Origin of the sequence: Idiomarina sp. Sol25 (assembly GCF_033052775.1) — a bacterium.
In the GTDB taxonomy this organism is placed as follows: Bacteria; Pseudomonadota; Gammaproteobacteria; order Enterobacterales; family Alteromonadaceae; genus Idiomarina.
This window is the reverse complement of sequence record NZ_JAUPEW010000001.1, coordinates 201,939-216,302: the sequence shown is the minus strand read 5'-3', so window position 1 is coordinate 216,302 and position 14,364 is coordinate 201,939. Positions and strand designations below refer to the sequence as shown.

The window sequence follows — 14,364 nt, the reverse complement described above, 5'->3', positions numbered from 1 at the left end:
TAGTGGAGGTTAACGTGGAACGCGAAAGCATGGAATTTGACGTCGTTATAGTCGGTGCGGGCCCCTCGGGGCTGGCAACCGCTTGTCGACTCGGACAACTCGCACAGGAAAATGAGCAAGAGCTCATGATATGCGTGGTTGAAAAAGGTGCTGATATCGGCGCTCATATCTTATCCGGCGCGGTGTTTGAACCACGAGCCCTGAACGAGCTTTTCCCTGACTGGAAAGATCGCGGCGCTCCGCTCAATACCGAAGTTACCGGCGATGATGTTTTATTGCTAAAAGACGAAAATAACCACAGTCGCCTGCCGGACTTTAGTGTCCCTAAAACCTTCCATAATAAAGGCAACTACATTGCCAGTATGGGTAACCTGTGTCGCTGGATGGCAGAACAAGCCGAACAACTGGGTATTGAAATATTCCCGGGATTTGCGGCCTCTGAAATTCTGTATAACGATGATGGCAGTGTTGCCGGCATTCAAACCGGAGACATGGGCGTTGCTAAAGACGGCAGCGAAAAAGACGGCTATATGCCGGGCATGGAACTGCGTGCTAAGTACACCTTATTCGCAGAAGGTTGTCGCGGTCATTTAGGCAAAGAGCTGATTAGCAAGTTTGAACTGGACAAAGACAGCACCCCGCAACATTACGGTTTAGGCTTTAAAGAAATTTGGGATGTGCCAGAAGACATGCACGAGCCCGGCAAAGTGGTTCATACCGCCGGCTGGCCATTAACCGACAGTGATGCTACTGGCGGGGGTTATCTTTATCACGCCGAAGACGGACAAGTTTACTTAGGTATTATTGTTGATCTTAACTACGCTAACCCTTACCTGAACCCATTTCAGGAGTTTCAGCGGTTCAAAACTCACCCGGCTATTAAGCAAGTTATAGAAAATGGTAAGCGAGTGTCCTACGGCGCGCGTGCTATTGCGAAAGGTGGCTATTATTCGTTACCGAAAATGACCTTTCCCGGAGGTTTGCTGGTTGGCTGTAACGCAGGCACCTTAAACTTTGCCAAAATTAAAGGAAACCATACCGCAATGAAGTCGGGGATGGTGGCTGCTGAATGTGTATTTGAACAGCTAAAAAATGGTAAAGCCAACGACGACATTACCCGCTACAAAGAGGCGTTTGAAAAGTCCTGGGTATTTGATGAATTGTATCGCTCACGCAATTTCGGTGGTGCTGTACATAAGTTAGGCACAATACTTGGTGGCGCTTACAATATGGTCGATCAAAATTGGTTTGGCGGTAAATTACCCTTTAAATTTAAAGAGTGGACGCCAGATTATAAAGCGACAGGTAAAGCCGAAAACTATACGGAAATCGACTATCCAAAAGCAGATAATAAACTGACATTTGACCGTCTGTCATCGGTATTTTTGTCGAATACTAATCACGCAGAAGATCAACCCTGCCATTTAAAGCTTAGTGACGCTAATATTCCATTAGAGGTCAATTTGCCGAAATATGCGGAGCCTGCACAACGCTATTGCCCTGCTGGGGTTTATGAAGTTGTTGAAGAGGACGGTAAACAAGTTTTTCAAATTAACGCGCAAAACTGCGTACATTGTAAAACTTGCGATATTAAAGATCCTAGCCAAAATATCACCTGGGTTGTACCTGAAGGTGGCGGCGGACCTACCTACCCTAATATGTAAATAAACACTTCGTAAAATGAATAACAAAAAACACCAAAGCATGATAAATGTTTTGGTGTTTTTTCGTTTTTGGAACTGAAAATTATAATTTTTCGACTTATTTAAGTGATAGATTTACTTGCAAATGAAGCACACAAAGGAAGCGAGAGCAGTATTGATAGTAATTATAAATAATTGTTAATAAATAACACTAGACTGTGGCTTTAATCCATTCCCTCTATTTCTATGTACTTATTCAATAAAAAGAAGTTTCAACTTAAACTGTAATAACAGCTACAATGAAGAGAAACCAATATTTAAGCAATCAAATAAGGTAAGCAAAAAATGAGTGAAGTCATTAACATTCTTCGTCACGAACGCCGTTTAAAAGCCGCATTAAAAGAACTGGACTTAAACGAGCTGGAAAGTATTAAAGCTAAATTGGATTCTGTTATTTCTCAGCGTCGTGAAGAAGAGGCTGAAAAGCAACGCAAGAGCGAAGCAAAGCAGAAAAAGATTAATGAATTTAAAAATGCCATGGCTGATGCCGGTATTGAGCTATCCGATATATTAGAGCAAGAGCTGGGTGGCGAACCTATTGTTAAAACTACTCGTAAAAAACGAGCACCTAAGCCTCCTAAATACGAATACACTGACGAAAATGGCGAGAAACAAACCTGGACGGGCCAGGGACGCATGCCAAAAGCCATAAAAACGGCCGTTGATAGTGGCACGCCCTTAGAAAGGTTTTTAATTAAATAGCATAAATACGGCGTAATCGATACGAATAGGGAGTATTGATTACGCTTTTTGTTGAACAATAGGCTCAGCTTGATTAGGCTATAGAAAATTCAAACTGGCAAGGATCGACATTGCGCTATCGTTTCATAGCATTCGTATTAACGCCATTATTCGGCCTTTCTGCCTGTAGCATCTTACCTCAGATGTCAGGAGGGTCTCATCGGATCGATTCAGGTGACATTGAAATTTACCGTGACGACGATAAGCCATCGCGCGCATACGAATTAATCAGTATTGTAAATGGTGAAAGCTGCCAGCGACAATTTAAAGGCGCAGAAGCCTCAGCTAACGATGCAGTTAAAACCCTGCGGGAAGACGCTGCGCGGTTTAAAGCTCATGCGGTTATCAGCACTCAGTGCTTTTCTTTTAAGCCCGAAGCCGACTCCATCTGTTACAGTGAAGTCAGCTGCGTAGGTCGTGCTGTTCAGTGGCGTGATTAATGACCTTGTTTCAAGGTCACGTCGCCAACGCCAACTTCCACCTGAACTCTGACAGAGCCATTACCCTGATAACGCGACTCAGATGTCACTATCATTCTGTCTTCCTGAGTATTACCGAAGTTCTTTAAACTAGTATCGCCGACTCCTACTGAAGCTTCTACCTGCTTGTAGTTTCCCTTCGCCAGATTCAAAGATACATCACCAACACCTAAATCAACTTTTAAATCGTTGAATGGTACGTCACCTTCAATCTGCCCAACACCGAGGTCTATCTCCAGCAACCGGCTACGCGGTACCGATACTATCCAGTGTTGTGACATGTCGTCATCCGGCGTAGCAGAAATCTCCAGACGATTCCCGTCTCGCTCACCTTTTATAATCACTTTGTCGAGCTCACCACCACCGACAAACCAGCCGTCGTCATCCGACTCTACAAGAAGCTCAATTCCAACCGTATCACCGTCGGTTACATTTAGCTCAACCGTTCCCACTGTTGCGTCTAAATGAATTTCGGTGTCGTCGCTAACGATGTAACTGCTACTTAACGTACGTTCACTTTCAGCAGAAAACGCAGCTGTACTTACCGTAACCAAACCAATAAAGCCTAAAGTTAAAGGCCAAATTTTGTGTTTCATCATTTTTCTTTTCCTATTGTTATTAAAGGTATTCATGCTAACCCCTAAAGCACTAAAAGTTGCTTATGACTAGCTTTTGCAACGCCTGTGCCAAAAATAAAAACTATTTAAAATCATGCGGTTAAGATATCTTTAATTTTAGTGGTTAGTGAATTTGCAAACTATGTGGTGAAATTGGCTACCACAGTTTTGGATATTCACTAGCGGAGGCAGAATGAAAAGCCAGCAGCAATTAACACCCATCGCTATCATTCGTACGCCTTTTCCCGAAAAGTTTAGTGTTCCCCGGCAACCTGGTTTGGCCCCCTCTGCATTGGCTCAGATTGAGTTAGTTGGAAATTACCAACATGCACAAGCCATAGCGGGAATAGAGCAGTTCTCTCATCTTTGGTTAACCTTCGAGTTTCATCAGCACAGTTCGTGGCAAGAGCGCGTTCGCCCGCCCCGGCTTGGCGGTAATGAACAGCTGGGCGTCTTTGCCACCCGCTCGCCCTTTCGGCCGAATCAATTAGGCTTATCTGTGGTTGAGTTAGTTGCAGTAGAAACCGAACCTAAGGTGGTGTTGACGGTACGCGGAGCTGACTTAGTGGATAACACCCCTATTGTTGATATAAAACCTTACATTCCCTATGTAGACGCCATTAGTGACGCTCAAGCAGGGTTTGCTCAGCAAAAACCGGAAGAAAGCTTAAAGGTGAAATTTTTGGAGGCTGCGGAATCGACTCTTACCAGAGAGTCAGAGCGCACTCCTGAGCTTAAAGCGCTGATTACTGAGGTACTAAGACAGGACCCCAGACCCGCTTACCATAAGTCACAGGAAAATCAGAGAAATTACGGCACAGCGCTTTTGAATTACAATATTCGCTGGTATGTACAACAAAACACCGTTTTTGTTGAAGAAATCTCATTAAAACAGCTGTAAAAGGCTTTTGGGCTGAGTCAGACACTGCTAAACTTCGCTCTAATTTCTGACCACTATAACTTGCAGAGACGCCGGACTATGCGCAGCAGCAAATATTTATTATCAACGCTTAAAGAGACACCTTCTGATGCTGAGATCGTGAGTCATCAGCTGATGTTGCGGGCAGGTATGATCCGTAAAGTCGCCGCCGGGTTGTATACCTGGACGCCAACCGGTTTGCGTGTAATGCGCAAAGTTGAAAACGTTGTGCGTGAAGAAATGGAAGCCGTTAACGCGTTGGAAATTTTAATGCCAATGGTGCAACCCGCCGATCTTTGGCAGGAATCAGGACGCTGGGATGACTACGGCCCGGAGTTACTGCGTATAAAAGATCGTAACCAGCGTGACTTTTTACTGGGGCCAACCCACGAAGAAATTATCAGTCAACTTGTACGTAAGGAAGTGAGCAGCTACAAGCAATTGCCGTTAACCTTATTCCAAATACAGACTAAATTTCGTGACGAAATCCGCCCTCGGTTTGGCGTGATGCGTGCGCGCGAATTTCTGATGAAAGACGCCTACTCTTTCCATTTGACCGACGAATCTCTGCAGAAAACGTACGACGATATGTATCAGGCCTACTGCCGTATTTTCGAGCGTCTTGGTTTAGATTATCGTCCGGTCATAGCCGACACAGGCTCAATTGGCGGAAGTCACTCGCATGAGTTTCATGTGCTGGCAAGCTCGGGCGAGGACGCCATCGCGTTTTCTGACTCTTCAGATTACGCGGCAAACGTGGAAATGGCAGAAGCGCTGGCTCCTGCCGGTAAGCGCCCTGCTCCGAATCAAAAAGTAGAAAAGCATGAAGTACAAAGCGACGAGCTTGCTGCTGTTCTGCAGCCTTTGTCGGTAGAAAGTCAGCAGGCAACCAAGTCTTTTATTGTTAAAGCAGCGGACGACATTGATTCTGAATACGTTCAACTCGTTCTTCGCGCTGACCATGAACTGAACACAGTAAAAGCCGAGAAACTGGCTCAAGTCGCGGCTCCGCTGGAAATCCTGACTGAAACAGAGAAAGCCACCGGCGCAGAAGCCCCTTACATTGGTGTTGTAAACGCGAAATTACCTCTGTTAGTTGACAGCAGTGCAGCGCACCTTGCCGATTTTGCCTGTGGTGCCAATGAAAATGGTCAGTGGCTAACCGGTGTTAACTGGAACCGTGACACGGGTGATTTCAGCGTTGTCGATATTCGCAACGTCGTTGCCGGTGACCCGAGTCCTTGTGGTCAGGGCAAAGTCAAAATTGCTCGCGGTATTGAAGTTGGTCATATTTTCCAGCTCGGAAAAAAATACAGCGACGCTATGAAAGTTGGAGTGTTGTCTGAAAGCGGTAAGCACGAAACCTTAACCATGGGCTGTTATGGTATAGGTGTTTCGCGCATAGTCGCTGCCGCCATAGAGCAGAATAACGATGAGCGCGGTATTTGCTGGCCTGAAGCTTTAGCGCCTTTCCAGGTTGTTATTGTGCCAATGAATATGCACAAATCGGCACGAGTACAGGAAGCCGCTGAGAAGCTTTATACTGACTTGAAGGCTAAGGGTATTGATGTTCTGTTTGATGACCGTAAGGAACGCCCTGGGGTCATGTTTACCGACATGGAGCTCATAGGTATTCCTCATCAAGTCGTGGTTGGTGAGCGTAACCTTGATGAAAACCAGGTTGAGTACCAAAGCCGTAAAGGCGGAGAGAAGCAGAAAATCAATTTAGATGACTGCATTAGCTTCATACAGCAGCAACTCTAGCTTATGCTTTTAATAAAAATGGCCTGATAGTTTTCGCTATCAGGCCATTTTTTTGACTTAACTTTTTTAACAAGAGAGTCTAAGACTCCTGGCCCGCCAAAGGTTCAATGTAATGTAAGTGCATATCCCACGGAAAGTGGATCCAGGTGTCCTGGGCTAAGTCGGCAACGAAATCGTCGACCATTTCCATACCACTGGGTTTTGCGTACACCGTTACAAACTTAGCTTTCGGTAAGCGTTCCCGCAGGAATTTCAGCGTATTACCGGTATCCACTAAGTCATCAACGACCAGAAAACCTTCGCCGTCTTCCGTTGCCGTTACGTCTTTCATTACCTGTAAATCGTCACGCTGTTCTGTGTGGTCATATGAGCTAACAGCAACACAGTCAACAACTCGAAGATTAAGCTCGCGCGACACAATTGCCGCCGGAACTAAGCCGCCCCGGCTAACCGCAATAATACCTTTATATTGCTCCGCTGGTAATTGGCGACGTGCTAGTTCGCGCGTTGCGCGGTGCAACTCTTCCCATGATACAAAAAACTCGCGGTTTGAATGCCATCCCATAATTTCGTTACCCTAACCAAATAAATTTAGCGACAAAAAGTGCGCCCAAGAAAACGACGCTTGGTGTTAAATCCTGATAGCGTCCGCCCAGTAATTTCACCACAACGTAACTAATAAACCCTAATGCAATGCCGTCAGCTATCGAAAATGTCAGTGGCGTCATTAGTAAAACCACTGTTACCGGCGCGGCTTCGGTAATGTCGTCCCATTCGACATCTTTTAGCGTAAACAGCATTAACACCGCAACATAAATGATTGCACCTGCGGTTGCGTAGGCAGGGATCATACCAGCCAGCGGCGCAAAGAACATGGCCAATAAAAACAAAATGCCGACCACCACCGCGGCAAGCCCCGTTTTACCACCCGATGCCACTCCTGCAGCTGACTCGATATAACTGGTGGTAGTTGAAGTACCCAGCATGGACCCGGCAACGGTAGCCGTACTGTCTGCCATTAATGCTCTATTCAAACGTGGCATTTCACCATTGGATTTTGCCAGCCCCGCTTTCTGCGCCACCGCCAGTAAAGTGCCGGACGTATCAAACAGATCGACAAACAAGAAAGCAAAAATAACCGATAACATGCCAATATCAAAAGCTGCCGCTAAATCCATTTGCATAAAGGTTGGCAGCAAACTCGGTGGTGCAGACACAATACCATTGTATTCAACCAACCCCATTGCCCAGGCAATAACGGTTACCAGCAAAATACTGATTAAAGCCGCCCCCTGTATTTGCCGCGCAACTAACCCAATAATGAGAAAGAACCCCGCTGCAGCTAGCAATACGGAGGGCTCAGACAAAGAACCTAAAGTCACCATGGTGTCGACGTTGGCCACAATAATATTTGCATTTTGCAAGCCAATTAACGCCAGAAAAGCCCCGATACCTGCAGCAATAGCTAAACGCAATGTGGTCGGAATGGACTTTATGATCCATTCACGAACACGCAAAGCCGAAAGCAAGAAAAATAAGCAACCGGAAAAGAACACGGCTCCAAGGGCTGTCTGCCAAGTGTAACCCATGCTAAAAACAACAGTGTAGGTAAAAAAAGCATTGAGCCCCATACCTGGCGCCAGTGCCACCGGATAATTCGCCCACAGCCCCATGACCAGACAGCCAATAGCCGCCGCCAAACAGGTAGCGACAAATACGGCTCCGTAATCCATACCGGTTTCACTTAAAATGGACGGATTAACAAAGATAATATAAGCCATAGTCAGAAAGGTTGTGAGCCCTCCAATAACTTCAGACTTAACCGAACTACCACTTGCTTTTATTGAAAACAGCTTTTCCAGCATGAGAAACCTTGAAAGTTTGGCGTTGTGGTTAAAGGACAGGTATTTTATCCTAACTGCTACAGAATTTGTTGCTCACTTTTTATTTTTTAACAGGATACAGAATTTATCATGCCAACCGTTTACTTTGTTGATGCCGATGGTAACCAATTTGAAGCATCTGTCGATGCAGGAACCAACGTTATGGAAGCCGCTGTCGAAAATTTTATTGATGGCATTATTGGCGAATGCGGCGGCGTTATGTCGTGCGCAACCTGCCATTGTTACATACCGCCAGAATGGCAAAACAAAATTCCTGCCCCGTCGGAGCAGGAAGAAGACATGATAGATATGGTTTTAGAGCCGCAGGACAATAGCCGCTTAAGCTGTCAGATAGAAGTCACTGACGAATTAGACGGCTTAGTTGTACACATGCCGAAAACTCAGTTCTAAATAAGCCTGAAATTAATACACGGCTGCCACCGGCATAAGAACTTCGTCGTGGTAGCCGGTAATAACCCGAATGGTACCTGAGAGTTCACGGTCTAGTTCAGAGTCGCCCGTATCGACTCGTAGTGGTTTGTTATTCAGAGCCTGCAACTTAGTTTTAGTGGCAACCACCCAAATGTTCTCTTTGCCAATATGCCGAATAACCCGAGGACTTAACTGCTGATTTCCACGACCCAATAAATGCCCCTGCCCGCCAATTAAGGTTATAACCAATTTGACGCTTCCGGTTTCGCGCTGAGCCACAGCTTCGTATAAACGGCTTTCGGTTACGTCACCGGCTAGCAGGTTATTCTGCTGGACTAAGTCAACACCAAGCAAGGTGTTCTCGTGACCCATAGACTGCATAATAGCTTCTACTGTAGAGCCAGACCCCATGACTAAAAGCTCGTCGTCAATGCGCTCAGTTACTTCAGCAGCAATATCATCCAGTACCATCTCGTCGCTTTCTTTACCGCCCATTTTTACCGCCTGAACGTATTCAAGTTCGGCTGGTACCGACATTTCACCGAAACGGCGGGCCTTTACTGTGCCTTTTCTGAAAGCATCTTCATCAATATCCATTACATCGGCGTTATGAATACTGGATAACTCGCCTTGCAGGATCTTCTCAATAACCCGCCCGGCACCGGTTGGACTGATAGCGTACACACCCGAATGAATTTTAACGCCAGCCGGTATACCCAGAACTAACTGTTGTTCGGGAACCACCTGATAGATATCGCGCGCAGTACCGTCTCCGCCGGCGAATAAAAGAATATCGACGTCATGAGTCACTATTTCAGACACCGCTTTTTTTGTATCTTCTGGTGAGGATGGCGTTTCAGAAGCTTTGTAGACCGAATCAAATGAAAAACCCAGCGCTTTGAGGCTATCAGCGCCCATTTCATTATCGGCAGTAACAAAATGAAGTTGCTGTTTGTATGGCTGCAGTAACTTTAATGCGGTCTCAGCTCTTTTAGCAGCCTTTTTCTCAGCCCCGGCCGCCAATGCTTTTTCGCGAATATCGGCGCCATCGCTTCCTTTCAAAGCTAAGGCGCCACCAATACCCGCGTACGGATTAATAATAAAACCAACGGTTAATCTACTACTTGTTTCCATTACTACTCGTCATCAGCCTCATCTTCAATCGCTTCACCGGCATTTTGCAAGTCGCGGCCAGCGCCTTCTATTGTTTCACAAGCGCTTAACCCCAGTATTGCAACGGTGACTAACAATGCTCTTAAAAACATAGATAACTCCTTATCAAGGACTAAAAATTGACGGATTGACCGTTTGGCCAGCTACAATTAAAGTCGTGACAGAGCGCTTTTGCAAACTGTGCCGCGCGTGGCGGTATGGTATTTTCTTCCAGTAAACGACTTAACTGCGCAGCCACTTTTTCTGTAAACGCCTGCCTGTCTACCTCAACGCCATTTAAATTATCCACACTTACCTGAAATGGAAAGCCGCAACACAAAGAAAACAGCCATTCCAGCGCCTGTGGTTTTTGCTCAACCTGTTCAAAAGACTTTTGCTGAGCTTCGTTGCGCCCATCCGGCTCGTACCAGTAACCATAATCAAACTGCTTTCGGCGCACTTCACCGGCTATACACCAATGCGCGGTCTCGTGTAAGGCGGAGGCAAAAAAACCATGAGCAAACACCACCTCATGCAGTTCACCTGCTTTTGTTGCTGGCTGATAGTACGGCTCATCGTCACCCGCAACCAGTATTGTGTTGTAATCTTCACGGAAACAGCGCTTAAAAACGTCAATTAAGCGCTCATAATGATGTTCTGACGTCTTATTCATATTCGCTTAGCGACTAATATCCGGTGTTTCAGTTTGCACGTTTAAATTGTGTGCACGTTGGCGTAACCAGTGGTCGGCTAACACCAGGCTGGTCATAGCTTCAACAATAGGTACCGCACGTATACCAACACAAGGATCATGACGACCTTTCGTTACTATGGCCTGTTCGTTGCCCCAGCGGTCAATTGTGCGCCCGCTAATAGCAATACTTGAGGTTGGTTTCAGTGCGATATCTGCGAAAATCGGCTGGCCACTGCTAATACCGCCTAAGACTCCGCCGGCATGGTTTGATAAGAAACCGCCAGGCGTCATTTCATCACGGTGTTCGCTGCCTCGCTGGCTCACCACCTCGAAACCGTCGCCAACACTCACCGCTTTTACCGCATTAATACTCATCAGTGCTTTGGCTAAATCTGCATCCAGCCTGTCAAAAACCGGTTCGCCCCAGCCCGGTGGCACACCGGTAGCCTGCACCCGAATTTTAGCGCCAATTGAATCGCCCTCTTTTTTCAACTGACGAATAAGCTCCTGCATAGCTTCAACCGCATTGGCATCACCGCAGAACAATTCATTCTCGCGTACCTGCTGCCAGTCAATATTACTAGCCACAACATCGCCCATTTGCGTTAATGCTGCCTGTACCTGTATGCCCTGCTGCTGCAGCAATTTATCGGCTATAGCGCCAGCGGCTACCCGCATTGCCGTTTCACGGGCTGAAGAACGGCCGCCACCACGGTAATCTCGTACACCGTACTTATGTTGATAGGTGTAGTCAGCATGACCCGGGCGGAAGGTATCTTTGATGTCAGAATAATCTTGGCTACGCTGGTCGGTGTTTTCAATCAGCAAACCAATGGAGGTGCCGGTTGTCACGCCTTCAAACACGCCGGAGAGGATCTTAACTTGATCGGCCTCGCGACGTGCCGTGGTATAGCGATTTTGCCCGGGCTTACGGCGGTCTAAGGCGTCTTGTAAGTCGGCTTCGGTTAACTCTAAACCTGCAGGACAACCGTCAACAACGGCACCCAGCGAGGGCCCATGGCTTTCACCAAAGGTGGTCACTTTGAATAACTGCCCAAAACTGTTTCCTGGCATTAGCTGGCCTTACTTTCACGTTGTTTATGTTCAATGAGTTGCTGTTTCGTCAACAGGAATACACCGTCGCCGCCGTTAGCAAATTCAAGCCACATAAACGGCGTTCTTGGATACTTTTCAGCTAAAGCCGGCATTGAATTACCCACCTCACAAACAAACAGGCCGCCATCGTTCAGTAATTCCGACGCCTGCATCAGCATTTTATCTACCAAAATTAAACCATCTTCACCGGCAGCCAGCCCAAGTTCCGGTTCATGGTGATACTCAGCCGGTAGATCAGCCATATCCTCGGCATCAACATACGGAGGGTTCGTAACAATTAAATCATATTTTTCTGCTTTTACCGCGTCGAATAAGTCCGACTGAATAGGCGTAACCCTATGAGTTAAACCGTGCTGCTCAATATTGAACTCCGCCACTTCCAGCGCTTCCGTGGAAATATCCAGCGCATCGACCTCGGCTTCAGGAAACGCATAGGCGCAGGCTATAGCGATACAACCGCCGCCGGTACATAAGTCCAGAACACGGTGCGGGGCTTCGACTAACCAGGTCTGAAAGCCATTTTCAATAAGCTCGGCTATAGGTGAGCGTGGCACCAGCACTCGTTCGTCAACATAAAATGGCAGCCCGGCAAACCATGCCTGGTGGGTCAGATATGCAGCCGGAATATGCTGTTCAATACGTTGCTTTAATAATTCGGCAAACTCTTGTTTCTCAGAGTTGAGTAAACGGCAATGCCCCATACCGGCCAGCTGAGCCGTAGTCAGTTGCAGCACATAGCTTAACAAAACCCGTGTTTCATCAATTGGGTTGTCAGTACCATGGCCGTAATACACGTCAGACTGGTTCAGCTGAGTTACGCTCCAGCGAGTCATGTCATCAATGCTTACTAACTCCTGAATGGCTTGTTCCAGATTACGCACTTGCAAAGGCTGTCTCCCGACCATTGAATGTTTTATACTAAATAAACTTAATGCCTTAAAGATACCTTAATTCAGCGCGGTTTTCATCAATCATGGTTGCAAACAAACGTCAGTCATCATCACTTTCTGAAGACGATATCGAGCTTTTTCGTGAAGCCGCAAAAGGTGCTGCCCGTATAAAGCAGGACAAACTGGCACCGGAACCACCCAAAATTGCTGAATTACGTAAACGCAGGCAGTTGTCGCAACACCCCAGCGCCCAGCAAATTGCCGATGCTAGCCGCTCGGCCAGTCATTATTTTTCCGATGATTTTGAAGCCCATTTTGCCGACGGCCCGGTTCGTTTTGCTGCGGAGGGGGAGTCTGGGTATTTGGTTAAACAGTTACGCCGGGGAGACTACACACCCGAGTTACTGCTGGACTTACACGGCATGACATTAGCCACGGCACGCCAGGAGTTAGCGGCGTTATTACTGGCATGTGAGCGCGAACACATAGACTGTTGCTGCATTATGCACGGGCACGGCAGTGGTAAATTAAAGCAGCAATTGCCACACTGGCTGGTGCAGCATCCGCATGTTCGGGCGTTCCATCAGGCGCCGCTGGAATGGGGTGGCGCGGCGTCGCTATTGGTACTGTTAAAAGTTGCGAGCTAGTAATTAGCCCGCACACCGCTCTGCTATTAACAGCTGCTGAAATTTGCCGCGTAAAGTTTCCGGCGAAAAGTCGACAACCGCAATACCCGCTGTCGGAAAAATAGGAGGCTGCACGCTGGCATCCAGCTCATGCACTAAATAACTCACTAGCGGCATGTGCGACACCAACACCACACTTTCATAACCGTGCTGCTGAATTTCTGCGGCCAACCAACTGACAACCGAACCGGCATGACCATCGGGCGTAATGTCATCGCAATTTTGCTTCTGCCCGGTTTTCAGATGCGACAATAAGATAGAAGCCGTTTGCTGAGCGCGTATATAAGGGCTGACATAAACACAGTCAACTTTCGGCTGTTTATCTATCAGCCATTTCGCCGTGGTTATAACTTCGTGTTCACCGTTGGTGGTTAAACGGCGCTCGCGATCAGAATAACTGCCCTGTGGGTAGTTTGCTTCACCATGACGCATGATATACAGCTTCATTCTGGCTTAGACTCCTCGGCCTGCGTTCGGCGATTTGTGTCAGGTCGGCCACCGGTAACCCGATTAGCCCGGCCGGACTGTTTGGCTTCTTCCGCACGACGTTTGCGTACGGCTTTTGGATCGGCAATGAGCGGACGATAAATCTCAATGCGGTCACCGTCTCGCGGTTGCGCATTTAACTTCACCGTCTTATTCCAGATACCCACTTTTTGCTGTTCAAGATCAATTTCCGGAAACTGCTCGAACACGTCCGACATTCGTATGCACTCTTCTACCGTTGCGCCCTCTTGCGGATGCACCGTTAGCAGCACTTGCTTGTCAGGAGTAGCGTAAGCCACTTCAATAGTGAGTTTATTGCCCATGCTGGTTTCCATACACCTGCTCCGCCCTTTTCACAAAGGCATCAACCATACGGGAAGTCACTTCTTTAAATATTTTACCAAAGGCCATGCCCAGCAAGCGACTGGAAAAATCAAAGTCCAGCTTAAGCTCAACTTTGCAGGCGTCGTCGGCCAGTGGCGTAAATACCCAGCCACCAGTTAATTTTTTGAATGGTCCGTCTACCAGGTCCATGTCTATACGTTCGGGTTCGTGCAGCGTATTGCGGGTAGTAAAGGTTTTGCTGATACCCGCCTTGCTTATGTCTAACGCAGCCACTTTTTGTTGGCTGGACGACTCCAGCACCCGCGCAGCAGCACATCCGGGTACAAACTCCGGGTAAGCTTCAACGTGGTTAACGAGGTCGAACATTTGTTTTGCGCTGTACGAAACTAAAGCACTTTTCTCGATACTCGGCATTTTTTTACCTACGACTAAAATCAACTGCGCAATAATAACGCAA

The 14,364-nt window shown here is 47.1% G+C and carries 18 protein-coding genes; 7 read left to right on the top strand and 11 right to left on the bottom strand.

Annotated features, from left to right (window positions below; genetic code table 11):
• Positions 1 to 14: 14 nt before the first annotated feature.
• The 3 genes from Q5L94_RS01025 (at position 15) to rcsF (ending at position 2,884) form a co-directional block, all read left to right on the top strand.
• Positions 15 to 1,664, top strand: coding sequence for an electron transfer flavoprotein-ubiquinone oxidoreductase (locus Q5L94_RS01025; protein ID WP_317496644.1), 1,650 nt, complete (start codon positions 15 to 17; stop codon positions 1,662 to 1,664).
• Between the two features lie 324 nt (positions 1,665 to 1,988).
• Positions 1,989 to 2,405, top strand: coding sequence for an H-NS family nucleoid-associated regulatory protein (locus Q5L94_RS01020; protein ID WP_317496643.1), 417 nt, complete (start codon positions 1,989 to 1,991; stop codon positions 2,403 to 2,405).
• A 182-nt stretch (positions 2,406 to 2,587) separates the two neighbouring features.
• Positions 2,588 to 2,884 carry an Rcs stress response system protein RcsF gene (gene rcsF, locus Q5L94_RS01015; protein WP_317496642.1) on the top strand — a complete coding sequence of 99 codons (297 nt, stop codon included), beginning with the start codon at positions 2,588 to 2,590 and terminating at the stop codon, positions 2,882 to 2,884.
• Here the strand turns inward: rcsF and Q5L94_RS01010 are convergent.
• Positions 2,881 to 3,522: a hypothetical protein gene (locus Q5L94_RS01010; RefSeq protein WP_317496641.1), complete on the bottom strand. Its 642-nt coding sequence runs from the start codon at positions 3,520 to 3,522 to the stop codon at positions 2,881 to 2,883. The genes rcsF and Q5L94_RS01010 overlap by 4 nt on opposite strands.
• A 211-nt stretch (positions 3,523 to 3,733) precedes the next feature.
• Here Q5L94_RS01010 and tsaA point away from each other — a divergent pair, with 211 nt between their 5' ends.
• Together tsaA and Q5L94_RS01000 are read left to right on the top strand one after the other, a co-directional pair.
• Positions 3,734 to 4,441, top strand: coding sequence for a tRNA (N6-threonylcarbamoyladenosine(37)-N6)-methyltransferase TrmO (gene tsaA, locus Q5L94_RS01005; protein ID WP_317496640.1), 708 nt, complete (start codon positions 3,734 to 3,736; stop codon positions 4,439 to 4,441).
• Between the two features lie 78 nt (positions 4,442 to 4,519).
• The gene (locus tag Q5L94_RS01000) at positions 4,520 to 6,223 is read left to right on the top strand and encodes a proline--tRNA ligase (protein WP_317496639.1); all 1,704 of its coding nucleotides are present in this window, start codon (positions 4,520 to 4,522) and stop codon (positions 6,221 to 6,223) included.
• 79 nt (positions 6,224 to 6,302) lie between these two features.
• Here the strand turns inward: Q5L94_RS01000 and gpt are convergent, their stop codons facing one another.
• Both gpt and Q5L94_RS00990 read right to left on the bottom strand, forming a co-directional pair.
• Entirely contained in the window at positions 6,303 to 6,788 is a 486-nt protein-coding gene (gene gpt, locus Q5L94_RS00995; protein ID WP_317496638.1) for a xanthine phosphoribosyltransferase, read from the bottom strand.
• Between the two features lie 7 nt (positions 6,789 to 6,795).
• Positions 6,796 to 8,088, bottom strand: coding sequence for an NCS2 family permease (locus Q5L94_RS00990; RefSeq protein WP_317496637.1), 1,293 nt, complete (start codon positions 8,086 to 8,088; stop codon positions 6,796 to 6,798).
• Between the two features lie 108 nt (positions 8,089 to 8,196).
• Between Q5L94_RS00990 and Q5L94_RS00985 the strand changes: the two genes are divergently transcribed.
• Positions 8,197 to 8,517 (top strand): 2Fe-2S iron-sulfur cluster-binding protein, encoded by a 321-nt coding sequence (locus tag Q5L94_RS00985; RefSeq protein WP_317496636.1) that lies wholly within the window; start codon positions 8,197 to 8,199, stop codon positions 8,515 to 8,517.
• Between the two features lie 12 nt (positions 8,518 to 8,529).
• Here Q5L94_RS00985 and Q5L94_RS00980 read toward each other — a convergent pair whose 3' ends face one another.
• From Q5L94_RS00980 to prmB, 5 genes are read right to left on the bottom strand one after another with little or no spacing between them, the layout of a single operon-like run.
• Positions 8,530 to 9,672, bottom strand: coding sequence for an ATP-NAD kinase family protein (locus Q5L94_RS00980; protein ID WP_317496635.1), 1,143 nt, complete (start codon positions 9,670 to 9,672; stop codon positions 8,530 to 8,532).
• 2 nt (positions 9,673 to 9,674) lie between these two features.
• Positions 9,675 to 9,803 (bottom strand): entericidin A/B family lipoprotein, encoded by a 129-nt coding sequence (locus Q5L94_RS00975; RefSeq protein ID WP_110012565.1) that lies wholly within the window; start codon positions 9,801 to 9,803, stop codon positions 9,675 to 9,677.
• Between the two features lie 20 nt (positions 9,804 to 9,823).
• A complete protein-coding gene (locus Q5L94_RS00970; protein WP_317496634.1) occupies positions 9,824 to 10,363 on the bottom strand; it encodes an elongation factor P hydroxylase in 540 nt (179 codons plus the stop codon).
• 6 nt (positions 10,364 to 10,369) lie between these two features.
• Complete coding sequence (gene aroC, locus Q5L94_RS00965) at positions 10,370 to 11,458, bottom strand: chorismate synthase (protein ID WP_317496633.1); 1,089 nt, start codon at positions 11,456 to 11,458, stop codon at positions 10,370 to 10,372.
• The gene (gene prmB / locus Q5L94_RS00960; RefSeq protein ID WP_317496632.1) at positions 11,458 to 12,387 is read right to left on the bottom strand and encodes a 50S ribosomal protein L3 N(5)-glutamine methyltransferase; all 930 of its coding nucleotides are present in this window, start codon (positions 12,385 to 12,387) and stop codon (positions 11,458 to 11,460) included. The genes aroC and prmB overlap by 1 nt, the downstream gene beginning before the upstream one ends.
• Positions 12,388 to 12,473: 86 nt before the next feature.
• On the opposite strand from prmB, the gene smrB reads away from it, so the two are divergent.
• The gene (gene smrB, locus Q5L94_RS00955) at positions 12,474 to 13,037 is read left to right on the top strand and encodes an endonuclease SmrB (RefSeq protein ID WP_317496631.1); all 564 of its coding nucleotides are present in this window, start codon (positions 12,474 to 12,476) and stop codon (positions 13,035 to 13,037) included.
• Between the two features lie 3 nt (positions 13,038 to 13,040).
• Here the strand turns inward: smrB and sixA are convergent, their stop codons facing one another.
• The 3 genes from sixA to Q5L94_RS00940 are packed head-to-tail and all read right to left on the bottom strand — an operon-like array spanning position 13,041 to position 14,321.
• A complete protein-coding gene (sixA, locus tag Q5L94_RS00950) occupies positions 13,041 to 13,523 on the bottom strand; it encodes a phosphohistidine phosphatase SixA (RefSeq protein ID WP_114981509.1) in 483 nt (160 codons plus the stop codon).
• On the bottom strand, positions 13,520 to 13,897 hold the full coding sequence (locus tag Q5L94_RS00945) for an RnfH family protein (protein ID WP_114981510.1): 378 nt from the start codon (positions 13,895 to 13,897) through the stop codon (positions 13,520 to 13,522). Before Q5L94_RS00945 ends, sixA begins: the two co-directional genes overlap by 4 nt.
• Positions 13,875 to 14,321 (bottom strand): type II toxin-antitoxin system RatA family toxin, encoded by a 447-nt coding sequence (locus Q5L94_RS00940; RefSeq protein ID WP_317496630.1) that lies wholly within the window; start codon positions 14,319 to 14,321, stop codon positions 13,875 to 13,877. The genes Q5L94_RS00945 and Q5L94_RS00940 overlap by 23 nt, the downstream gene beginning before the upstream one ends.
• Positions 14,322 to 14,364: the final 43 nt, after the last annotated feature.